Here is a 21,407-nt window from a genome sequence, read left to right as displayed (position 1 = left end):
CTTAATCTTCGGTATTTTCTTAGAAAATGTATGTATAGGCTTTTATCAAAACCCTCAAAAATACAATATAAGCAATTGTTTTTAATTAACTTTCAAAATACACTAAAATGTGTAAAAAGCCTATTTCAGGCCATTTTTCTAGACTGATCAGTTCAAAAAATGCGAAAAAACAGGCACTCAAATCGTAAAAAGATATAAATTTCCACCCTGTTTTATGCCTGCTCTAAAAAAGTACTTGAGCTAAAATTAACCGATCTGAATTTAATAAATTAACTCAATGTGCCAAGTTCCATGACACACCTTATGGCTGTTGCTTTTATGTAGGATTAAGTTACACAAAAGGCTTTAGATATGTCATAATTCAACACAATTTAAGGATTTTATTTTCGGTATTTTTTTTATGAATCTGGAGCGGGTCGATCTTAATTTATTAATTTATCTTGACGTACTTCTTCGTGAAAAAAATGTCACACGCGCCGCAGAGCAACTCGGTGTTACCCAGCCTGCGATGAGTAATATTTTACGTCGTTTACGTAACTTATTTAATGATCCCCTACTGATTCGCTCTTCTGAAGGTATGACGCCTACTGAACGTGCATTGGAATTACAACCTCGTATTCGCGATGCGCTGTCAGATCTTTCCATGATTTTAGAGCCGCGTACCGAATTCCGTCCTTATACTAGTACTCGCGTGTTTCGTATCATGACTTCGGATTATGCCGAAGCAACCCTAGTGCCTCGCCTTGTCAAGGCATTGCGCTCGGAAGCGCCAAACGTTGTACTGGATTTCTTAACGCCGAGTGACGTGTCTTATCGAGACATGGAGCAAGGTAAAGTTGATCTCGCCATTAACCGCTTCAATGAAATTCCACAAAGTTTCCATCAGGTTCTGGTCTGGCGCGATAGCTTTAGCTGTATTTTAAATGACAAACACCCTGCTGTGACTCACTTAAACCTGAAAAGCTATTTAGATGCACAGCATATCTGGGTATCAAAAACAGGAATGGGTGTGGGCTTCGGTGTGAATCCGGATAAACAGGCAGGTCTTGGCTGGATTGATCAGGCTTTAGAACGTATTGGTCAACGCCGTAAAATTTCAGTGTTTACCCGTCATTATCAAATGCCAGCGCTGTTAGCACAAAATGTAGATTTGATTGCGACCTTACCAACACGTATGGCACGTTTGCAAACACAGAATCCGAAACTGGTTATAAAGGATCCTCCATTTTATATTCCTGAATTTGAATTAAAAATGGCTTGGTGTCCTTTACTGCATCATCATCCTGCACATCGTTGGTTAAGACAGCTTATCCTGTTTGTTGCACGACAGATGATCGAGGAAGAGAATCGTGAATTTCTGTTAAATAACTCACAGTTTTCACAATACTAAAATATTGCTCTATAATAATATTTAATTCCCTATGGATATGCTTGTTTATTAAGCGAAATTGTTATAACGAGGTAATGATTTGGTTACCTCTGTTCTTTTTTGTGTTACAACATATTCATAATAATATGCACCACAGGTGATGTGTGAGTCTCTTCCAAAATATTATTGTTATCGCCCTGCTTATTTCAGCAGCAGGCTTTTTATCACTCACAGAAATTGCTCTCGCTGGCGCTAGAAAAGTTAAATTAAAAATTTTGGCCGAATCTGGCGAAACCCGCGCACAAAAAGTTTTAGATCTACAAGAACAATCCGCTGACTTCTTCGCAGCCTCGCAAATTGGTTTAAATGCTGTTGCAATCTTAGGTGGTATTCTCGGTGAAGCAGCCTTCCGACCTTTCTTCGTTGACCTGATTGTACGGGTTTATTCAGGCCCTTGGTTAGAGACGATTGGTTTTGCCCTTTCCTTCACCATGGTCACTTCTCTATTCATTTTATTTGCCGATCTTATGCCAAAACGTCTGGCAATGATTGCGCCAGAAAAAATTGCCATTAGCGTGATCGAGCCGATTCAGATTTTTATTAAAATCTGCAAGCCGTTGGCATGGGGCATCAATGCGATTGCCAATCTGTTATTCCGCTTATTTAAGGTCAATACCATTCGTGACGACAATATTACCTTTGATGATATTTCAGCGGTCATGGATGCAGGTGCACAAGCTGGGGTTTTACAAAAGCAAGAACATCATTTTATTGAAAACGTGTTTGAACTCGAAGAACGTACAGTTCCTTCAAGTATGACTACACGTGAAAATGTGGTGTTTTTCACCCTGACAGAACCTGAAGATAGTATTCGTCAAAAACTGGGTGAATATCCTTATTCAAAATTTCTAGTTTGTAATGAACATATTGATCAGGTGATCGGCTATGTAGACGCCAAAGATATTCTGGTCCGTATTCTCAATAAACAGTCTTTTACACAACTAAATGAATCAACCATTCGTAATGTGTTAATGATTCCAGATACCTTAACCCTGTCAGAATTGCTAGACCGCTTCCGTTCAACCAAAGAGAAATTTGCGGTCGTCATTAATGAATATGCCTTGGTTGTTGGCGTGATTACCCTGAGTGATATCATGATCACGGTCATGGGAGACTGGGTCACTCCAATGGATGAAGAACAGCAGATTATTAAACGCGACAATCATTCTTGGTTGATTGATGGTGGTACACCAATTGAAGACGTCAAACATGTTCTGGAAATTGAAGAGTTTCCTGAAAATGAGAATTACGAAACTATTGCTGGCTTTATCATGTATCGCCTCCGCAAAATCCCGCGTCCTGCGGATGCCGTAGAATATGCTGGATTCAAGTTTGAAGTGGTCGATATTGACCATTATAAAATTGATCAATTACTTGTCACCCAAGTTTTACCAAGTCAGGAAAATGAGTCTCTCACCACTTCCGAAGACTAAGCAAAGAACAAAAATAAAGCCCGATTTACGGGCTTTATTTATTTCACTACAAACCAGATTAGAACAGCCAATATCACAATAATAAAAACAACAACCTTTATTCCACCACGACTTTTCTGCGCCAACTGCTCCTGCACATGGGCCTGTTCATGTGGATGTTCTTGCAAATACTGATCGATTAAATCTTTTGATTCCTTCAAACCCAATCCTGTTTGCTCACGTGTAATCTTGATGGCATCAATCAATTGCCCTTCACGTAACACATTTAATGCTTCAGGTGGAATACGAGGAAATGAACTCATAAACTAACAATCCTTGTTATGTTTGACGATGAGCAGAACGGGCTACTATCCCCGCTTAGTTTCCGCCGAGTTGTGCCAACAATGTATCCAAAGTCGCTTGATAATGGATGGTAATATCTTCTGCTAAAATCTTATACGCATTGTCGAATTGAACCATTGGCCAGCCTTCTTTCCAAAATGGAAAAATATTGTGCAAGTCATGGGTCACCGTCGCATCTTCACGGCCAATGGCCTGTGCAACCTGAGCAAGCACTTGTGCAGTTTCTGCACCATCAATGGCTAAATAATCAATTCCACGCGCTTTTAAAATGCGAATACGGTCTTTTTTATAACGGATTTTTTTAGCCTGACCAGAATTCAAGCCCAATGCCAATGTCACAGCTTCAACGAACTTGTCTTCAAAACTTGTATTCAGTGCAACCAAAGCTTGTTTATGTGCTTCTTGACGACCAGCTTTCCCCCCATTACGGATAATCTCATTTGCTTCCGTATCCAGCTTATCTTTTTTCATAGACTGTAAAATGTCTAAAACTTCGATATCGCTTAAAGATTCAGGAGATTGCTCAATCATGGGAGACCTTATACACATAAATAAAGAAACATTGTCTCATAAAAGCGTTATCAAAGCAGAATAAAAATGAAAATTGGCATTCTATCTGCATAATTTTTTATATCGGTTTCCAAAATTTACCTCAACGAGTTTAGGTTCCTTTTAGAAGATTGATGAATTTGTTTGCCAATTTACTTTTACCCTGATAATATTATTTTACCCGTATAAAACTATTTAAATAAAATGAATACTCAAAATACCTATACTGCTTTTTCAGGTCACACGCTGATTGCTCAAGCGCAACTTCCTGACATTGCATTAAAGCTCAAACATCTTTCTGAAACTGCCGAGAATATTTTGATTTTCAATGATCAAACTGGTCGACAAATTGATCTTGATCTTTCTGGTTCTGAACAAGAAATCCAACAACGTTATAGCGAGCCTGAGCCAGCAAAGAAAGTTGGGCGACCGAAGCTCGGCGTTATCTCTCGTGAAATTACTTTACAGAAAAAACATTGGGACTGGTTAGACCAACAGAGTGCCAGTGCATCAGCCGTGATTCGTAAGCTGATTGATAAGGAGTTGAATGATCCAGCATCTGAAAGCAATATCATGCTTGCCAAGCAAGCCACTGATCGCTTTATGTCGGCGATGTTAGGCAACATGCCCAATTACGAAGAAGCAACTCGTGCTTTGTATCAGGGTGATCAGGCTGTTTTCTTAAAACTAATTAAAAACTATCCTTTAGATCCCCAACAATATATTTGTAGATTATCCATGCATGCCTTTTAAAAAGGCAGCTTTGATTTATTGAGAAGCCCCTATTGCAGGGGCTTTTTTCATGCTAAGTTTCTCTTTTCTTTATACTCTTTTACCTTTCGATCACTCACATCCTCTGGATAACAATAAGGTGTGTATCCACCTGCACGGTTATAAGCACTACGTTTTCCACAGCGACTGCCATTACGTGCAGTGTTATAGGGGCATGGGCAATTACCTGGATAGCTCTCAATAGATTCTTGAATAATTTTTCGTTTAATTGCCGCTGTACTATTCCCGACCTGTTTGGCCTCAACATTAAAAGCCAGACATAAACCCATTAAAAATAATATTTTTTTCATACATACCTCTCTAAGGCAGGCATTGTATAGAGAAATATTTTATGTGAAATATCACATATATTTTAAATGATTTATTATTAGACGGTTAAAGCCATAAGCATAAAAAAACCCGCTTACGCGGGTTTTTTCAAATCAATTCAGTCTATTAAAGACGAACCAATTCCACTACTTTCTCAGCGGCTTCTTCAACTGTTTCAGCAATAATATCTGTATCTGTACCGTCCACAGTCGTTGTAATAACCACCACACCTGTTTCACGTAACAGTGCAATTTGCTCAGCCGTTAAATTAGCTTTTGCAATCGCAACCACACCTTGCTGAATCAATAAACTCTCTAAAGCTTGAGCTTTCTCGACTAACTGTGCAGAAACACCAATTACCGCAGGCTTCTGACCTAAACGAGCTGCACGATCTTCCGCAGTCACAGGATTGCTATGTGCAGTCCATTCAACTGCCGCTTCAACCATACCTGCACCCACCGTCACATTGCTTAGACGGTCAATAAAGATAAATGAACCTGTATAACGGCTGTCTTGATATTGGTCAAAGACTACTGGTGCATCAAACTCAACCACTACATCCGCAATTGCATTCAGTTCAAGCTCTTCAACTTGCGTATGCTCTAATGTATTTACATTGACACGGAAGTTAATTGCAGTGACTTTAGCCGGAACAGTTTGCGTACCAATTTTGACGTTGTATAGCTTACCTTTCACCAAAGGATGTTCATTCATCCAGACCACTGAAGCACGTACACTACGTGAAATCAAAGGCTGCTCGCCCGCACGGACTAAAACGTTACCACGAGAAATATCAATTTCATCGTTTAAAGTTAAAGTCACGGCCTGACCTGCAACGGCCTGCTCAAGATTGCCATCAAAAGTGACAATCTCTTTCACTGTTGATTTCTTGCCTGATGGTAATGCAACAATCTCATCGCCTACATTGATTGCACCCAACGCAATCGTTCCGGCAAAACCACGGAAATCAAGGTTTGGACGGTTTACATACTGAACTGGGAAACGGAATTCATGTTTATTTGATTCGCGCTTAATTTCCACAGACTCAAGAATGCTCATCAAGGTTTGACCCTTGTACCATGGCGTGCTTGCAGATGGGTTCACCACATTATCGCCATTCAATGCCGAGATTGGCACGAATAAAATATTCTCAGGACGACGATCACCGAGTTGGCTTACAAATGCATCATATTCAACCTGAATTTCGTTGAAACGCGCTTCAGAGAATTCAACCAAGTCCATTTTATTGATCGCAACAACGATATTTTTAATACCGAGTAAGCTTGCAATAAATGAATGACGGCGAGTTTGCGTTTGCACACCATAACGCGCATCAATCAGGATAATGGCAAGATCGGCAGTGGATGCACCTGTTGCCATGTTACGTGTGTATTGTTCATGTCCAGGCGTATCCGCAATGATGAACTTACGCTTTTCAGTAGAGAAATAACGATAAGCCACATCAATGGTAATACCCTGCTCACGTTCCGCCTGTAGACCATCGACTAGCAAAGCAAGGTCAGGTGCATCACCTGTAGTTCCCACTTTTTTACTGTCGCGTGTTACGGCTTGCAATTGATCTTCATAAATCAATTTTGAATCGTAAAGTAAACGACCAATTAAAGTACTTTTACCATCATCGACGTTACCGCAAGTCAAAAAGCGCAATAAGTCTTTTTGTTCATGTTGTTTTAAATAACCCAAGATATCTTGGCTAATAAGATCTGATTGATGAGACATTGCTCAAAACTCCACATATTCTTTAGAAATCGCTTTTAATCTCCCTAAATCCCTCTTTAAAAAGAGGGACTTGCTTAAGGAAACTAGAAATAACCTTCTTGCTTTTTCTTTTCCATCGAGCCCGCTTCGTCGTGGTCAATCATACGACCCTGACGCTCAGAACTGGTTGCTAAAAGCATTTCCTGAATAATTTCAGGCAAGGTATCTGCTTCAGACTCAACTGCACCTGTTAACGGATAACAGCCAAGTGTACGGAAACGTACCGATTTCATTTGTGGAACTTCACCCTCTTTTAAGCGCATACGCTCATCATCCACCATGATCAACGTGCCACTGCGTTCAACCACAGGACGAACTGCAGAGAAATAAAGAGGAACAATTTGGATATTTTCCAGATAAATATATTGCCAGATATCTAACTCAGTCCAGTTCGATAATGGGAATACACGAATACTCTCACCCTTGTTCACTTTACCGTTGTAAAGATTCCAAAGTTCTGGACGCTGGTTCTTAGGATCCCAACGATGCTTATTATCACGGAACGAATACACACGTTCTTTGGCACGTGATTTTTCTTCATCACGGCGAGCACCACCAAATGCAGCATCAAATTGATACTTATCCAAGGCTTGTTTTAAACCTTGGGTTTTCATGATGTCGGTATACTTTGAACTACCGTGATCAAATGGATTGATCCCTGCATCACGACCTTCTACATTTTGATGAACGATCAAATCAAAGCCGTGTGTTTTTGCCATGTTGTCACGGAAAGTGATCATGTCTTTAAACTTCCAGCCTGTATCTACATGTAATAGCGGGAATGGAAGTTTTGCTGGATAGAACGCTTTGAGTGCAAGATGTAACATCACTGCTGAGTCTTTACCAATTGAGTAAAGCATCACAGGATTTTCAAATTCGGCTGCAACTTCACGAATAATATGAATACTTTCTGCCTCAAGTTGCTTGAGGTGCGTTAATCTATTTTCAGTCATGTACAATTTCCCCCTTATCCATGCTATCCATAAAATCTATAAGTGGTATCAAACCACCACTTTGAAGACTGTGTGGAGGAACGAGTGCCATAACAACTCCAATTTTTCATGATATCAAGATTCTTACTCGTACTACTTTTACGATCGAGTAAAGGATATTCATTATAATAATTTAGATTCGATTCTTTAGCTTGTTTTTTCATATCAATATGCAAAATTATGATATGAAAATAAGTTTATGGAATATCAATACAATCTATTTCACATGAATAAATTAAAAAAAGAAGCCCATCTGGACTTCTTTTTTATCGGCTCAGCTTTGTTTAAAAGCGGAACATTTTTGTTTCCAATGGAATTTCAACACCTACAGAAACACCACCATCACTGCCATGTAGGTCAGAATCACTCACCCAACCATTCACTTTCAATGGAATTGTTGGTTTTAGATAATGTGTCCAAGTTACATCTAAACCTTTAATCTTATCCGCTTTAGGAAATGCATCGTTATTCAATTCGACACGGCGTGTTTGGCTTACATCTGCATATAGCAAACGTCCACTCAGGCGGTTCATCACATCAAATCGGATATCACCACCAACCGAATACATTTGACCATCGCCACCCATTGCATGACCTAATGGGAAACCATGCTGGTAGTAACCATCTTTATATGTGGTATGGCTATATGAAATGCCTTTTGCTTCGCCATTGGTACGTGTGTCCGCCCATTCTGCATAAAGTTGGTACGGCATATTTTTATAGCTTGATGAGAAATCAGCACCACCGAGGTACATATATTTTGCAGGTAGACCACCTGCTTCATCTTCACCTACAAATTGTGTATATAAACTAACTGGCACATTAAATAATGGTTGTAAGAATAAGCGACCATCAAAGCCCGCAATCTGGTTAGATGGATCTTCTTTACCTGTACCACCATTGTCTTTAGTGCCTGTCCAGGCATCCCACAATGAGCTAAAGCTCTCAGGTCGTCCTTCTCCACCCCACTGAATCGCACGTGAAGCACCGAGTTCTAAAGCTGGAAATGGTCGTGCAGTTAAGCGCAAACCAATTAATTTTGTGTCAGGAACAGCTTTATAGTCATCTAACTGACCAGCAAAAGCCTGATATTGCCACGGCCCAATCCAAGACAACCATTTGGTTTCAAATGCATCTTGAACTGCACGTTGCATTGTCACACCATATACTGGACGGCTGGCATCACCACGAATCAAGCTACCATCATGTCCTGGCCCCCAATACGTCGGAATTTGACCAGCGACAATCCATTGGTTCCAAAGTTTACCTGCGATATACGAACCTTCGACATTGACGTCGTTTCCATTATCAATCAATGGATCTTTCTCTCCATTGACACGCAGTTTGGCATCCCAATTCTCGCCACCTGCATTAAACTCAACAGCTGCCTGATATTGAGATTTCTGGTTATCACCAAAAGCCTGAGGAACAGTTTTAAGATCAGTACCTGCATGCAAACCGACTTTGACTGTTTCATTATCTGCCTGTAATGCATTCAATACAGAATTAATGACTTTCTGCTGCGTGTTATTGCTCACTTTTGCTTGTGACAATGCACGTTGAATTTCATCACCGCTCATTGGCCAAGTCGATGTACTGATTTGAATGACACCTTGCTGGTTTAACCAGTTTAAATCCGTTCTTAAATTTTCATCGTTGAGTACAAGACCCTGAGCAAATACAGGAGAAGAAAGAGCAGCAAATAATGCGATACAAAGCGATTTTTTTAAAAACATGTCCAGACTGTTCTCAAATTTATTTATGGACACATGATCGTTGGTTTATGAGCACATTTCAATCGTCAAACGAAACAATTACATTTTTTAACATGCAGGATAAAATTGACAATAATTGATGCCTGTCAGTAACATTTATTTCACCTATAACACGACTGAAATCAAATAATGAAAATTATTGCGACATTTATTATTGCGGTAGCAATCTCAATTCCTGCGTTTGCTCAGCCAGCGTCAAACCAATCTGTAAAAGAGTTATTAAAGATAACCAAGTCTGAACAATTTCTTGGTCAAATGAGTCAGCAGATGAATAGCATGATGCATTCAAATATGGATAAGATCACTCAAGGCAAAAAATTAACAACAAAACAAGAACTTGCCATGGTCAATTATTCTCAGGAACTTGGCAAAATTATGCAAGAGGAATTGACATGGGCAAAATTAGAACCAGAAATGATTAAAATCTATGCTGAAGAATTTACCCAAGAGGAAATTGACGGCATGATCCAATTCTATAAAACGCCTGTAGGGCAATCCATGATTGATAAAATGCCAATCGTGATGCAAAAAAGCATGCAAGTGGGCTATAAACGAATGGATAGCGTTACACCAAAAATTATGCAGGCCGCAGAAAAGTTAGCAAAAGAAATGCAAGCGGAATAATTCATTCAAGCTTAAAAAAAGCCACGCTAAACGTGGCTTTTTTTAAGGTAAAGAATATTAGTCTTTACGGCGCATATGCGGGAATAAAAGTACATCACGAATACTTGGTGCGTTAGCAAATAACATCACCAAACGGTCAATACCAATACCCTGACCTGCTGTAGGCGGTAAACCATATTCTAATGCTTCAATAAAGTCAGCATCGTAATGCATTGCTTCATCATCACCTGCATCTTTTTCAGCAACCTGTGCCTGGAAACGCTCAGCCTGATCAATCGGGTCATTTAACTCAGAGAAGCCATTGGCTAACTCACGCCCACCGATAAAGAATTCGAAACGATCCGTAATATGCGGATTGTCGTCATTACGGCGCGCAAGCGGTGAAGTTTCAGCTGGATATTCAGTAATAAATGTTGGCTGGCGTAACTTGGTTTCTACTGTTTCTTCAAACACGATCGTTTGCAACTTACCTAAACCAAAACCAGGTTTAACCTGCTCTTTTAACACTTCTTGAGTAAATTTCGCCAAGAACTCACGATCATTGACATTTTCAGGGGTGAAATCTGGGTTATGTTCAAGAATCGCATCAAACATTGAGATTTTCTTGAATGGGCCTTTGAAGCTATAAACTTCTTCACCATACGGCACATCAGTAGTACCTAAAATATCAATTGCCAGCTTTTCAAGCATATTCTCAGTCAATACCATCAAGTCTTTATAGTCAGCATAAGCTTGATAGAATTCGATCATGGTGAATTCTGGGTTATGACGTGTTGAAACACCTTCGTTACGGAAGTTACGGTTAATTTCAAACACACGCTCGAAACCACCAACAACCAAACGTTTCAAATAAAGTTCTGGTGCGATACGGAGATAAAGCTCCATATCCAATGCATTATGATGCGTGACGAACGGCTTCGCAGATGCGCCGCCTGGAATCACATGCATCATTGGCGTTTCAACTTCCATGAAACGTTCATTGGTTAAGAATGCACGGATACCCGCTACCACTTTGGCACGAATCTCAAAGGTCTTACGCGTTTCTTCGTTTACAATCAGGTCGAGATAACGTTTACGATATTTCGCTTCAGTATCAGTTAAACCATGGAATTTGTCTGGTAGTGGACGTAGTGATTTAGTCAGTAATTCAAAGCCTTCAAGGTGTACATATAAGTCACCTTTACCAGAACGGCCGATATAGCCTTCAGCAGCAATAATATCGCCAAGATCCAGACTCTTGATCGTTTCTAAAATGTCTGCTGGTAAACCTTTACGATCAACATAAAGCTGGATACGACCTGTCATGTCCTGAATCACGATAAATGATCCACGGTTAAGCATCACACGACCAGCAACCTTGACATAAACTTTTTCAGCACCTTCGATTTGTGCTTTATCTTGATCTTTAAATTGTTCTTGCAAATCAGCAGTATAGTGTTCACGTTTAAACGTGTTTGGCCACGGGCTTTTACCCGTTTGTTTTGCAGTCTCTTGGATTTGCTTTAACTTGGCATGACGCTGTGCGATTAAATCGTTTTCGGAAAGTGTTTGTTCAGAAGTCGATTGAGCGTTTTGTTGCGTCATCTCTGCCTCGATTAAGTAAAAAATGAAGTGACATAGAATAGCAGATCACAACCCATTTTCGTATTATTTCAATCAGACAATTCAAAAAAATGAATATTTATCAATTTTAAATCGAGATTACGCAACAGTTGGCCTTGTTAAATCAACATTCTCAGGGCTTATTTTTCAGCCAGATGTTTCACCATGGCGAGTCCCTGATCAAAGCCTTTATTCATAAATTCTACATGCTCTGGCTGAATATCCACTTCAACATGCAGTTGCGTTTCGCCATTAAAATCAAACAACATATATTTTTCCAAAGCGCCTACCCAATCTTTGACTTCATCACTATCCAGATCTTCCTGACCATTCTTGATCATTCCCAGATGTTTGAACACAACCTCTTTCGGTTCATCCAGACTTTCAATGGTAGAGACCATGCCATTGCCTTTACCATCACCAAAATAGGTTCTACCCCCTATTTTCCAGTCTGTTTTCATGGTGGAATCACAGGCGAAGAACTTAGTCCATTCTGGATAACTTTCAGGTGACCAAAGCACCTGCCAGACTTTTTCTGGGGTCGCATAAATTTTAATATTATAAGATAAGGTTTCCATGCGTTATTCTCCTTCTATCGTTGTTTTCTTCATCATAACTTGATTTTGAATGTTTGTTTTTTATACATACTATTTTTATACGATTGGCTTTTTTCATTACATAAGTCCTGAACTTTTGATAAAAATTTAGAGCAATTGCTCAAATAACAAGACTTTCAGATAGAATTGCCATATCGCTTTTTGAATAAATGATTAAACTCTTGCATTTACTTTACTTAAATGTCGTTCTGCGTAAAAATCTAATTCCCGATTAACATAAGTTAGTTCCTCTTGCAGCGATCATAGCGACATTACGGAATAGTTTTACTGAAAGGCAACTTGAGCATACCGATCAGTTTGGAGAGTCACATGAAAAAATATCAATGTATCGTTTGTGGTTGGATTTACGACGAAGCAGAAGGTTGGCCACAAGACGGCATTGCAGCAGGAACCAAATGGGAAGATATTCCTGATGATTGGACTTGCCCAGATTGCGGCGTTTCAAAAGCTGATTTTGAAATGGTTGAAATCTAAAGATTAAAGAAAAAAAGACTATGAGAATCATGGTCTTTTTTTCTGAGCGTTCATTTTTAAATAAGAAAATACTGGAGAATATAATGCACCCTATCGTCATCATCGGATCAGGTATGGCTGGATATACCGTTGCACGAGAATTTCGCAAATTAAGCCCAGAACAAGAGCTGGTCATGATCTGTGCGGACGATGCGGTAAATTATGCAAAACCAACATTATCAAATGCCTTTGCAGGTAAAAAAGCACCCGAACAGATTGCATTAGGCGATGCTACAAAAATGGCGACCCAATTGAATATGCGCATCGAAGCAGAAACTTGGGTCAAAGAAATCCATGCCGAAAAACATGAAATTATTTTAGAAAAAAATGGCGAAAGCATTACCCAACCTTATTCAAAATTGGTCCTCGCAGTCGGCGCAAATCCAATCCGTTTAGCGATTGCGGGTGATGGTAGCGAAGACATTCACGTGGTGAACTCACTGATTGACTATCGTACTTTCCGTGAAAATCTGTCGAAACGTAAAGACAAACGTGTTGTGATTCTTGGTGCAGGCCTCATTGGCTGTGAATTTGCCAATGATTTACTGCACAGTGATTATGAAGTAACGGTCATTGATCTTGCACCACAGCCTTTAGGTCGTTTATTGCCAAACCATGTGGCAGATGCATTTAGAACCAATTTAGAACAGGCAGGCATTAAATTTGCCCTGTCAACGACCGTTGAAAAAGTCACGAAAATTAATGATGGCGAAGACTATGCAGTCACTTTAGCCAATGGTCAAACCTTAGTTGCAGATATTGTCCTTTCTGCAATTGGTTTACAGCCAAATATTGCTTTAGCTAAAGCAGCAGACATCCAGACTAGTCGTGGCATTATTACCAATACTCTATTAGAAACTAATCAGGCTGATATTTATGCCGTGGGTGACTGTGCTGAAGTAAATGGTACTTTGCTTCCATTCGTCATGCCGATCATGCAACAAGCCCGTGCCTTAGCAAAAACCCTGAGTGGTCAAAGTACTGCTGTTCACTACCCTGCCATGCCAGTCGCAGTGAAAACCCCTGCCGCACCATTAACCGTATTACCAGCACCACTGGATGTTGAGGTGAACTGGGAAACTGAAGAATTTGAAGATGGGATGCTTGCGAAAGCTGCAGATGGCGAAGGTACCTTAAGAGGATTTGTCCTGTTAGGTGCAACTGCGGGTAAACAACGTTTAACCTTGACCAAACTGGTTCCGGACTTGATTCCAGCACAGGTTTAGGTTTTAAATACGAGGGTTTGCTGAGAAAAGAATGTCCAGCAAGCCCTTAAGCGATAAAAAGAATTCAATTCGGAACGAATATCATGAACAGTGCCCTCCAGTTTAATGTGTCGCCATACGCTTCCTTTATGCAAGAAACCAAAGTAACTTTGGGCAATGGCATTGAATTGCATGTTGAAATGGGCGGTAATCCTGAACACCCAACGATTTTACTGATCATGGGACTAGGCGCACAAATGTTATTCTGGCCTGATTTTTTCTGTAAGGCACTGATTGATCAAGGCTTCCGAGTCATCCGTTTTGATAACCGTGACATCGGTCTCTCTTCTAAAATCCGTAATAAAGGCAAAAGGCTCAATACCATGAAATTGATGAGCCGCTTTATGTTCGGTCTGGGTAATGAAGGTGCGCCCTACACGCTTTATGATATGGCGGATGATGTTGCGATGCTGATTGATCAGCTTGGCCTAGAGAAAACCTATATTCTGGGTGCCTCTATGGGCGGTATGATTTCACAAATTGTTGCGGCAAAATATCCAGAAAAAGTAGAAAAGGTTGGCTTATTATTTACCAGCAATAATCAACCGCTTCTACCACCACCTTATCCGAAACAACTTTTTAGCCTACTCGGTAAGCCAGCTGCACATGATGAAGAAACCATTATCAATCACAGCCTGAATGTTTTCCGTATTATTGGTTCGCCAGGTTATGTCAATCCGGTTGAATCAATTCAAACCATTCGCAAATTATATCGTCGTAGTTTTTATCCAGCGGGTGTACTTCAACAGTTTTTAGCAATATTATGTACGGGTTCTCTGTTACCATTGAACAAAACGATGACTCAGCCGACACTGGTTGTACACGGATCAAAAGACCGACTGTTACCACCAAGTCACGGGAAAGCTGTTGCAAAAGCAATTTCTGGTGCTAAGTTTGAATTAATCCAAGGAATGGGGCATGATATTCCTGCACATTTCATTCCACAACTTAGTGGTTTGTTTGCTCACCACTTTAGATCATCACACTAGGACTCTATGGCTGCATTACCCTCATTAAGACAGCTATCATATTTAGTTACGTTGTCAGAAACTTTACATTTTACTGAAGCAGCGCGTCGTTCCTTTGTCACCCAGTCGACTCTGTCTGGCGGCATCATGGAATTAGAGCGCTTATTAGGTGGCGTCTTAGTTGAGCGTGATCGTCAAAACGTCCGTTTAACACCTTTGGGTGAACAGGTTGTGGCACGTGCCCGCGTACTACTTGCCGATGCTCAGGATTTGATGCGCTTAAGCCGTGAAATGAGCGAACCACTCACAGGTGATTTGCATCTTGGTATTATTCCAACCATTGCGCCATTTATCCTGACGCAGTTGCTGGAAGAAGTGCATCAACAATTGCCAAAAATCCAGTTGCATCTACATGAAGCTCAAAGTGAAAAAATTGTAGAAAAGCTGGAGCACGGCAATCTGGACATGATTGTACTGGCTCTTCCTTTCGACACACGCAGCCTTAAAGTTGCCGAAATTGCGAAAGAACATTTGTTCTTGGTGTACAACAAAAAAGATACCAATGCGGCGAATGCAAACTCTCTCGATGACCTCGATTTATCACGTTTGATGTTGCTTGAAGAAGGACACTGTTTACGTGATCATGCTTTAAGTGCCTGCCCTGTAGGTGAGCGTAAAAATGATCATCGTTTAAAAGCGAGCTCATTGCCAACACTGGTGGAAATGGTCTCGTCTGATCTTGGCTTTACCCTGTTACCAGAGATTGCCTTGAAGAACAGCATGATTCACTTTAATGAAGATATTGACGTGAAATCGATTGAAGCTGCCCCAAGCCGCACTCTGGCCTTAGTCACACGCAAAAGTACGCCATTACAAAGTGAATTTGATGTGATTCTGCAAATTCTGCAAAAAATCACTGCTCACTTAGAATAATCAAATAAAAAGCCTGTAATTAATTACAGGCTTTTTTACATCAAACAAGACTAATTATTTGATATCCAGCAAATTGACTTGCTCAGCCTGCACATCACTCATCCGCTGCCCTTGATCCAGTAATTGATCAAAGTAACTCTCAACGACTTTTGTCTGATCCGCGGTATTTTCCACTTTGTACATATTCTGACGAAATTCATTACTTGAACGTAATCCTTTGGTGTACCAAGCAATATGCTTACGCGCGATGCGACAGCCAGAATACTCACCGTAGAACTCATACAGTTCTGCCAGATGTCCCAATAAAACTGCCTTAACTTCTGCAATATCTGGCGCGGCGAGATGTTCACCCGTTTTCAAATAGTGAGCAATTTCCCGAAAGATCCATGGTTGGCCTTGAGCAGCACGCCCGATCATAATGGCATCTGCACCCGTGTAATCCAGCACATATTTGGCTTTTTCAGGACTATCAATATCACCATTGGCAATCAATGGAATATCAATCAGCTCTTTCACCTGCTTGATTAGTTCATAACGTGCCGTATTTAAATACATATCTTCACGGGTACGACCATGTAAAGCTAAGGCAGCAATTCCTGACTCTTCGGCACGTTTCGCCACACGTAAAATATTTTCATGACCATTTAAAAAGCCCAAACGGGTTTTCAAGGTTACAGGCACATCAACGGCTGCAACTACGGCATCCAGAATACGGGCAACGAGATTCTCATCTTGTAATAACGCCGAACCTGCCAATTTATTGCAGACTTTTTTGGCTGGACAACCCATATTGATATCAACAATTTGCGCCCCATTTGCCACCTGATAACGTGCCGCTTCCGCCAGTTGTTCAGGATCAGAACCTGCGATTTGCGCGGAAATTGGTGCAAGCTCACCATCAAAATTGGCCCGATAAAGACTCTTCTTGCTCATGCGCAAGGTCTTGTCTGCAGTCATCATTTCACTGACTGCATGTCCTGCACCAAAGTACTTACATAGCGTCCTGAAGGGCCTATCGGTGACGCCGGCCATTGGGGCAACGATCAAATTATTTGACAGTTGATACGAACCAATATACATATATTTTCTTACAATTTCTGACCAACATAGTATACTTCATTCGCCCGTTCGGCTCATCTTTTTGTGCGGTGTTGTCTTCATTATGAACAAATCTGTTTCGACTCGTCCTCTACTCAAAACATTTAGCCTGTTGGCAATTAGCATAAGCTTAACTGCTTGTGGCGATAATGCTTGGTGGTCAAATAGTAAAGAACCTGAAATGAAGGCAGAACAGATCAAAAAAGTTCTTCCGCCGCGCGTAAATGATCGTGAGTCATGGTCGCAAGATATTTTTGATATCATGCAACAATTGAGTATTCCGAAATCCAAGCAGAATGTGTGTAGCATTGTGGCAGTCGTGGATCAGGAGTCTAACTTTGTCGCCGACCCTGCTGTCCCGGGCTTAGGTGAAAAAGCTGTTCAGGAAATCAATACCCGACTCAAGGAAAAGTTCGAAGCCAAGTTAGGTGAAACCATTGGCGGCACGGTGGCAGGTTATTTTGAAGATGTGTTGAAAAATCAGCCATCTCCAGAAAATAATTACATGAGCCAGATGCGCAAAGTAAAAACTGAACGCGAGCTGGATCTCCTCTATCGTGAAATCTTTGACTATATGTCAAAGCATTATCATGTGAGTGCTTTAACTGGTGCTGCTAAATTAATTGGCCAAGATATTGGCGAGAAAATGAATCCAATCACCACGCTGGGTTCGATGCAAGTACATATTAACTATGCCAAAGAGCATAAACGTCAAAGTGGCAATATTGCAGAATTGCGTGATGACCTCTATACCCAATATGGTGGGTTATATTACGGCATTCATCGCCTGATGGAATATTCGACCGATTATGACAAAGCAATTTATCGCTTTGCAGACTATAATTCGGGGATGTATTCAAGCCGTAATGCTGCTTTCCAAAAGATGCTTGAAGTGATACAAGATAAAGATCTTGATTTAGATGGCGATTTATTACTTTATAATAAAGATGGCAATCCACAATCCGCATTGAGCCAGTCAGAAAAAGAAATTATTGCTGCATTTACCAGTAATAGGATTTTGGTGACGCCACGTCAAATTCGTGCGGATTTAAAGAAAGAAAAAGAGAGAAAATTTGAAGATACACAGACTTACCTAGCGGTTCAAAAACTATATCAAACTAAAACCAATAAAGAACCAATTTATGCAATTATGCCTGAGGTGATTATTTCAGGGCCTAAACTCAGCCGTGATTACAATACCAATTGGTTCGCAAGTCGTGTAAATGGACGATATGAAGCATGCATGCAAAGAGCGAAACGTATAAAACTGTAAATCTTGCCTTATTTGATTTTGATGGAACACTTTATCCCAAAGACAGTTTCACGGGATTTATTTTCTTTGCGCTATCAAAACGCCACATTGTTAAAAGAGGTCTGAAAATCCTGCCTTGGATTCAGGCCTACTATTTACGCCTTTACCCTGCGCATGCAATGCGACCACGTCTATTTGAAACCATGTTTAAAGACACGCCGATCGACTTTGTGGAAAAATTAGCACAGGAATATACTCAAAAATTATTAAAAAAATTAGATCCTGATTTACTTAATCAGCTCCGACAACACCAACAACGCGGTGATCATGTGGTACTAGTATCAGCTTCAGTTGACCTTTATCTCGCTCCAATCTGTGATGTGCTCAAGATTGATTTAATCTGCACCCAGACCGAAACAAAAGATGGCCTGTTAACAGGAAAATATAGCTCCGAAGACTGTAGTTGCGAACAGAAGAAAGTACGTATTTTAGAAAAGTATGATTTAGATGATTATCATGCAGTTTATGCCTATGGCAATAGTGAAGAAGATTTAGAGATGCTTTCACTTGCAGACTACCCTTATATGATGGGTGAGCAAAAAGGATTACCAGTTCTGGATTCCAAATATGCAAAATCAATCGATATAAAAAAGCCCGCTTAAAGCGAGCTTTTTTATGGATGACAATTTAATAAATCGCCATATGATCTCGATGAATCATTTCAAGCGAACGTGCTTCGCCTAACACCTGATAAACTTTTTCTGATGATAAACCTTTGATCATTTCTGCTGAACGTGAACTAAAATTGACACGCCCAACCGCAATACGACCACCATTTTTATCAACACATTCCACTACATCACCACGATCAAAATGTCCTTCAATCGCTTTCACCCCCACAGGTAAAAGACTACGGTGCTTGCGTTTAATCGCTTCAACGGCGCCATCATCAATTACTAAACGCCCTGCCGTTTGCAAATGCGCTGCAAGCCATTGTTGATGTGCTGTGACACGATCATTGTCTGTGGTAAATAACGTGCCCAACATCTCGCCCGCCATTAAGCGTGCTAGTACATTGTCACTTTCACCACTGGCAATCAATGTCGGGCAACCTGATCTCGCTGCGAGACGCGCTGCACGAACCTTAGTCACCATACCGCCACGACCCAGCACACCACCGCCACCTGCCATCTCGAACAGGCTATCATCAAGTGCGCGAACGGCTGAAAACAGTTTCGCATCTGGATTGCTGCGTGGATCAGAATCAAACATCCCCTGCTGATCTGTTAGGATAATAAGTAACTCTGCATGCACCTGACCCGCAACCATGGCAGCCAAGGTGTCATTATCACCAAAACGGATTTCGTCAGTAGATACGGTGTCATTTTCATTAATCACCGGAATCACATGCCAATCAATCAGGTTCTGCAATGCATCACATGAGTTGAGGTAACGACGACGATCAGCAAGATCATCATGCGTGAGTAAAACCTGTGCGGTCTGGATGCCATGCTGATCAAGTACACTTGACCAAGTATGGATCAGGCCCATTTGGCCAATAGCCGCACAAGCTTGCAAACTGGGTAGATCTGTGGGTCGACTCGCAAGTTTCATGCGTACCATCCCTTCTGCAACTGCACCTGAAGACACCAGAATAATCTCATGTCCGGCATTATGTAGATCTGCAATCTGTTTCGCCCAGTGCGAAATTGCATTTAAATCTAGACCTTGCCCATTTGCAGTGAGTAAAGATGATCCGATTTTAACAACGATTCGTTTACACGCATTGAGCTGACGTTGCCCATCGACCACTTCTATCATTTTTCCCTCGGTTTACTAGTCACGAATGTAGATACTTTCTACATCGCCTTCATCCTCATCGTCATCAAAGTCTTCGTCATCGTCCAGACCAGCTTCACGCTGAGCTTTACGCATGGCACGATAGGCTTCTTTAGCTGCGATGGTTTGTTCACGTGTTTCAGCTTCAAGCTGCTCACGGAATGCTTTAACTTCTGCTGCATATTCTGGATCTTCAACTTCGCGTTCACGTTGTTGTTCGATCTGATCCATTAAATAGTACACAACCTCTTTGGTGCCTTCAGACATCAAACCAGAAGTTTTAAATACAGGCCCTTTCCATTGCAATTCATCAAGAATGTGCTGGCACCACTCTTCTTTAGATTCTTCTGGAAGCTGGTCGAGTTTGTTTAGAACCAGTACCACTGGAAGTTTTGCTAAAGTTGGTGAGAATTTAACCAATTCACCCAAAATTGCTTTTGCATTATGTGCAGGATCTGAACCATCAATCGGTTGAACATCAACGATATGCAACAGGATACGCGTACGTGCCAAATGCTTAAGGAAACGAATCCCTAGACCTGCACCTTCTGCTGCGCCTTCGATCAATCCTGGAATATCCGCCATCACAAATGAACGGTGACGATCGGCATCGACCACCCCTAAGTTAGGGACCATCGTCGTAAACGGATAATCAGCAACTTTTGGTTTTGCTGCACTGACTGCACGGATAAATGTCGATTTACCTGCATTCGGCATACCCAATAAGCCAACGTCTGCGAGTACTTTTAACTCTAGACGGACTTCACGATATTCGCCTTTAATACCGTGTGTACATTTACGAGGTGAACGGTTGGTTGACGATTTAAAGTGAGTATTCCCTAAACCACCATCACCGCCTTGGGCAACTTTGACACGTTGACCATCAGCAACCAAGTCACCAATAATGTCGCCAGACTCAGTATCAACAATCGTTGTACCGACTGGCACTTTTAAAATAACGTCTTCACCGCCACGGCCTGAACAGTTTGCACCCGAACCATTTTTACCGCGTTCTGCGCGATAACGACGGGTATAACGGTAATCTACAAGTGTGCTGGTATCATCATCCGCCTGGATGTAAATACTTCCGCCACGTCCCCCATCACCGCCATCCGGGCCACCAAAAGGGACAAATTTTTCACGGCGAAAACTGGCTACGCCATTGCCACCGTCGCCAGCCTCTACGGTAATGACTGCTTCATCAACAAAGCGCATGTGCCAATCCTCTGAATTCTTTAAAACGGGGTATTTTGCCACATTTTAAGAAAATTCTCGAATAGAAAAATCAGCAAATTG

The 21,407-nt window shown here is 41.0% G+C and carries 21 protein-coding genes; 10 read left to right on the top strand and 11 right to left on the bottom strand.

Translation table 11 applies throughout. The features are described 5' to 3' along the window. Nucleotides 1–400 precede the first annotated feature (400 nt). Nucleotides 401–1,390, top strand: coding sequence for a LysR family transcriptional regulator (locus IEV36_RS09450; RefSeq protein WP_004773639.1), 990 nt, complete (start codon nt 401–403; stop codon nt 1,388–1,390). A 143-nt stretch (nt 1,391–1,533) separates the two neighbouring features. Continuing rightward, nucleotides 1,534–2,862, top strand: a complete 1,329-nt coding sequence (paeA, locus tag IEV36_RS09445; protein WP_004773640.1) for a polyamine export protein PaeA — start codon at nt 1,534–1,536, stop codon at nt 2,860–2,862. Between the two features lie 38 nt (nt 2,863–2,900). On the opposite strand, the gene IEV36_RS09440 is transcribed toward paeA, so the two are convergent. Both IEV36_RS09440 and IEV36_RS09435 read right to left on the bottom strand, forming a co-directional pair. Further along, nucleotides 2,901–3,164: a ribosomal protein L7/L12 gene (locus IEV36_RS09440; RefSeq protein WP_005258753.1), complete on the bottom strand. Its 264-nt coding sequence runs from the start codon at nt 3,162–3,164 to the stop codon at nt 2,901–2,903. A 55-nt stretch (nt 3,165–3,219) separates the two neighbouring features. Next, nucleotides 3,220–3,735, bottom strand: coding sequence for a hypothetical protein (locus IEV36_RS09435; protein ID WP_004773643.1), 516 nt, complete (start codon nt 3,733–3,735; stop codon nt 3,220–3,222). Between the two features lie 222 nt (nt 3,736–3,957). On the opposite strand from IEV36_RS09435, the gene IEV36_RS09430 reads away from it, so the two are divergent. Beyond that, entirely contained in the window at nt 3,958–4,506 is a 549-nt protein-coding gene (locus tag IEV36_RS09430) for a DUF2239 family protein (RefSeq protein ID WP_005258754.1), read from the top strand. 47 nt (nt 4,507–4,553) lie between these two features. Here the strand turns inward: IEV36_RS09430 and IEV36_RS09425 are convergent, their stop codons facing one another. The 4 genes from IEV36_RS09425 to IEV36_RS09410 form a co-directional block, all read right to left on the bottom strand. Then, a complete protein-coding gene (locus IEV36_RS09425; protein ID WP_005258755.1) occupies nt 4,554–4,835 on the bottom strand; it encodes a hypothetical protein in 282 nt (93 codons plus the stop codon). 145 nt (nt 4,836–4,980) lie between these two features. After that, nucleotides 4,981–6,594, bottom strand: a complete 1,614-nt coding sequence (gene cysN / locus IEV36_RS09420; protein WP_005258756.1) for a sulfate adenylyltransferase subunit CysN — start codon at nt 6,592–6,594, stop codon at nt 4,981–4,983. 83 nt (nt 6,595–6,677) lie between these two features. Then, nucleotides 6,678–7,586 (bottom strand): sulfate adenylyltransferase subunit CysD, encoded by a 909-nt coding sequence (gene cysD, locus IEV36_RS09415; protein ID WP_005258757.1) that lies wholly within the window; start codon nt 7,584–7,586, stop codon nt 6,678–6,680. Between the two features lie 323 nt (nt 7,587–7,909). After that, complete coding sequence (locus tag IEV36_RS09410; protein ID WP_005258759.1) at nt 7,910–9,361, bottom strand: capsule assembly Wzi family protein; 1,452 nt, start codon at nt 9,359–9,361, stop codon at nt 7,910–7,912. A 168-nt stretch (nt 9,362–9,529) separates the two neighbouring features. Here IEV36_RS09410 and IEV36_RS09405 point away from each other — a divergent pair, with 168 nt between their 5' ends. Further along, a complete protein-coding gene (locus IEV36_RS09405) occupies nt 9,530–10,024 on the top strand; it encodes a DUF2059 domain-containing protein (protein ID WP_005258760.1) in 495 nt (164 codons plus the stop codon). Between the two features lie 57 nt (nt 10,025–10,081). Here IEV36_RS09405 and lysS read toward each other — a convergent pair whose 3' ends face one another. Beyond that, complete coding sequence (gene lysS / locus IEV36_RS09400) at nt 10,082–11,608, bottom strand: lysine--tRNA ligase (RefSeq protein WP_005258762.1); 1,527 nt, start codon at nt 11,606–11,608, stop codon at nt 10,082–10,084. A gap of 158 nt (nt 11,609–11,766) precedes the next feature. Further along, nucleotides 11,767–12,204 (bottom strand): SRPBCC family protein, encoded by a 438-nt coding sequence (locus IEV36_RS09395; protein ID WP_005258764.1) that lies wholly within the window; start codon nt 12,202–12,204, stop codon nt 11,767–11,769. 348 nt (nt 12,205–12,552) lie between these two features. Here IEV36_RS09395 and rubA point away from each other — a divergent pair, with 348 nt between their 5' ends. The 4 genes from rubA (at nt 12,553) to oxyR (ending at nt 15,922) form a co-directional block, all read left to right on the top strand. Next, nucleotides 12,553–12,717 carry a rubredoxin RubA gene (rubA, locus tag IEV36_RS09390; RefSeq protein ID WP_004678010.1) on the top strand — a complete coding sequence of 55 codons (165 nt, stop codon included), beginning with the start codon at nt 12,553–12,555 and terminating at the stop codon, nt 12,715–12,717. An 83-nt stretch (nt 12,718–12,800) separates the two neighbouring features. Next, complete coding sequence (gene rubB / locus IEV36_RS09385) at nt 12,801–13,982, top strand: rubredoxin reductase RubB (protein ID WP_005258766.1); 1,182 nt, start codon at nt 12,801–12,803, stop codon at nt 13,980–13,982. Nucleotides 13,983–14,065: 83 nt separating this feature from the next. After that, nucleotides 14,066–15,010 carry an esterase EstB gene (gene estB, locus IEV36_RS09380; RefSeq protein WP_005258769.1) on the top strand — a complete coding sequence of 315 codons (945 nt, stop codon included), beginning with the start codon at nt 14,066–14,068 and terminating at the stop codon, nt 15,008–15,010. Nucleotides 15,011–15,016: 6 nt separating this feature from the next. Then, nucleotides 15,017–15,922, top strand: a complete 906-nt coding sequence (oxyR, locus tag IEV36_RS09375) for a LysR family transcriptional regulator OxyR (RefSeq protein ID WP_004773664.1) — start codon at nt 15,017–15,019, stop codon at nt 15,920–15,922. A gap of 54 nt (nt 15,923–15,976) precedes the next feature. On the opposite strand, the gene dusB is transcribed toward oxyR, so the two are convergent. Continuing rightward, nucleotides 15,977–17,002 (bottom strand): tRNA dihydrouridine synthase DusB, encoded by a 1,026-nt coding sequence (gene dusB / locus IEV36_RS09370; protein ID WP_005258771.1) that lies wholly within the window; start codon nt 17,000–17,002, stop codon nt 15,977–15,979. A gap of 82 nt (nt 17,003–17,084) precedes the next feature. On the opposite strand from dusB, the gene IEV36_RS09365 reads away from it, so the two are divergent. Together IEV36_RS09365 and IEV36_RS09360 are read left to right on the top strand one after the other, a co-directional pair. Beyond that, nucleotides 17,085–18,293: a DUF1615 family protein gene (locus tag IEV36_RS09365; RefSeq protein WP_005258773.1), complete on the top strand. Its 1,209-nt coding sequence runs from the start codon at nt 17,085–17,087 to the stop codon at nt 18,291–18,293. After that, a complete protein-coding gene (locus IEV36_RS09360; RefSeq protein ID WP_005258775.1) occupies nt 18,260–18,934 on the top strand; it encodes an HAD-IB family hydrolase in 675 nt (224 codons plus the stop codon). The genes IEV36_RS09365 and IEV36_RS09360 overlap by 34 nt, the downstream gene beginning before the upstream one ends. Before the next feature lie 25 nt (nt 18,935–18,959). Here the strand turns inward: IEV36_RS09360 and proB are convergent, their stop codons facing one another. Both proB and cgtA read right to left on the bottom strand, forming a co-directional pair. Then, nucleotides 18,960–20,093: a glutamate 5-kinase gene (gene proB / locus IEV36_RS09355; RefSeq protein WP_004773675.1), complete on the bottom strand. Its 1,134-nt coding sequence runs from the start codon at nt 20,091–20,093 to the stop codon at nt 18,960–18,962. 15 nt (nt 20,094–20,108) lie between these two features. Further along, complete coding sequence (gene cgtA, locus IEV36_RS09350; protein WP_005258776.1) at nt 20,109–21,326, bottom strand: Obg family GTPase CgtA; 1,218 nt, start codon at nt 21,324–21,326, stop codon at nt 20,109–20,111. Nucleotides 21,327–21,407 lie beyond the last annotated feature (81 nt).

It is taken from the genome of Acinetobacter vivianii (genome assembly GCF_014635885.1).
GTDB lineage: Bacteria > Pseudomonadota > Gammaproteobacteria > Pseudomonadales > Moraxellaceae > Acinetobacter > Acinetobacter vivianii.
The sequence above is the reverse complement of the archived record's forward strand: the minus strand, read 5'-3'. Positions and strand labels throughout refer to the sequence as shown.

Coding starts and splice junctions, on each gene's coding strand:
- IEV36_RS09450 (WP_004773639.1), top strand. CDS start 401: ATGAATCTGGAGCGGGTCGATCTTAATTTATTAATTTATCTTGACGTA.
- IEV36_RS09440 (WP_005258753.1), bottom strand. CDS start 3,164: ATGAGTTCATTTCCTCGTATTCCACCTGAAGCATTAAATGTGTTACGT.
- IEV36_RS09435 (WP_004773643.1), bottom strand. CDS start 3,735: ATGATTGAGCAATCTCCTGAATCTTTAAGCGATATCGAAGTTTTAGAC.
- IEV36_RS09430 (WP_005258754.1), top strand. CDS start 3,958: ATGAATACTCAAAATACCTATACTGCTTTTTCAGGTCACACGCTGATT.
- IEV36_RS09425 (WP_005258755.1), bottom strand. CDS start 4,835: ATGAAAAAAATATTATTTTTAATGGGTTTATGTCTGGCTTTTAATGTT.
- cysN (WP_005258756.1), bottom strand. CDS start 6,594: ATGTCTCATCAATCAGATCTTATTAGCCAAGATATCTTGGGTTATTTA.
- cysD (WP_005258757.1), bottom strand. CDS start 7,586: ATGACTGAAAATAGATTAACGCACCTCAAGCAACTTGAGGCAGAAAGT.
- IEV36_RS09410 (WP_005258759.1), bottom strand. CDS start 9,361: ATGTTTTTAAAAAAATCGCTTTGTATCGCATTATTTGCTGCTCTTTCT.
- IEV36_RS09405 (WP_005258760.1), top strand. CDS start 9,530: ATGAAAATTATTGCGACATTTATTATTGCGGTAGCAATCTCAATTCCT.
- lysS (WP_005258762.1), bottom strand. CDS start 11,608: ATGACGCAACAAAACGCTCAATCGACTTCTGAACAAACACTTTCCGAA.
- IEV36_RS09395 (WP_005258764.1), bottom strand. CDS start 12,204: ATGGAAACCTTATCTTATAATATTAAAATTTATGCGACCCCAGAAAAA.
- rubA (WP_004678010.1), top strand. CDS start 12,553: ATGAAAAAATATCAATGTATCGTTTGTGGTTGGATTTACGACGAAGCA.
- rubB (WP_005258766.1), top strand. CDS start 12,801: ATGCACCCTATCGTCATCATCGGATCAGGTATGGCTGGATATACCGTT.
- estB (WP_005258769.1), top strand. CDS start 14,066: ATGAACAGTGCCCTCCAGTTTAATGTGTCGCCATACGCTTCCTTTATG.
- oxyR (WP_004773664.1), top strand. CDS start 15,017: ATGGCTGCATTACCCTCATTAAGACAGCTATCATATTTAGTTACGTTG.
- dusB (WP_005258771.1), bottom strand. CDS start 17,002: ATGTATATTGGTTCGTATCAACTGTCAAATAATTTGATCGTTGCCCCA.
- IEV36_RS09365 (WP_005258773.1), top strand. CDS start 17,085: ATGAACAAATCTGTTTCGACTCGTCCTCTACTCAAAACATTTAGCCTG.
- IEV36_RS09360 (WP_005258775.1), top strand. CDS start 18,260: ATGCATGCAAAGAGCGAAACGTATAAAACTGTAAATCTTGCCTTATTT.
- proB (WP_004773675.1), bottom strand. CDS start 20,093: ATGATAGAAGTGGTCGATGGGCAACGTCAGCTCAATGCGTGTAAACGA.
- cgtA (WP_005258776.1), bottom strand. CDS start 21,326: ATGCGCTTTGTTGATGAAGCAGTCATTACCGTAGAGGCTGGCGACGGT.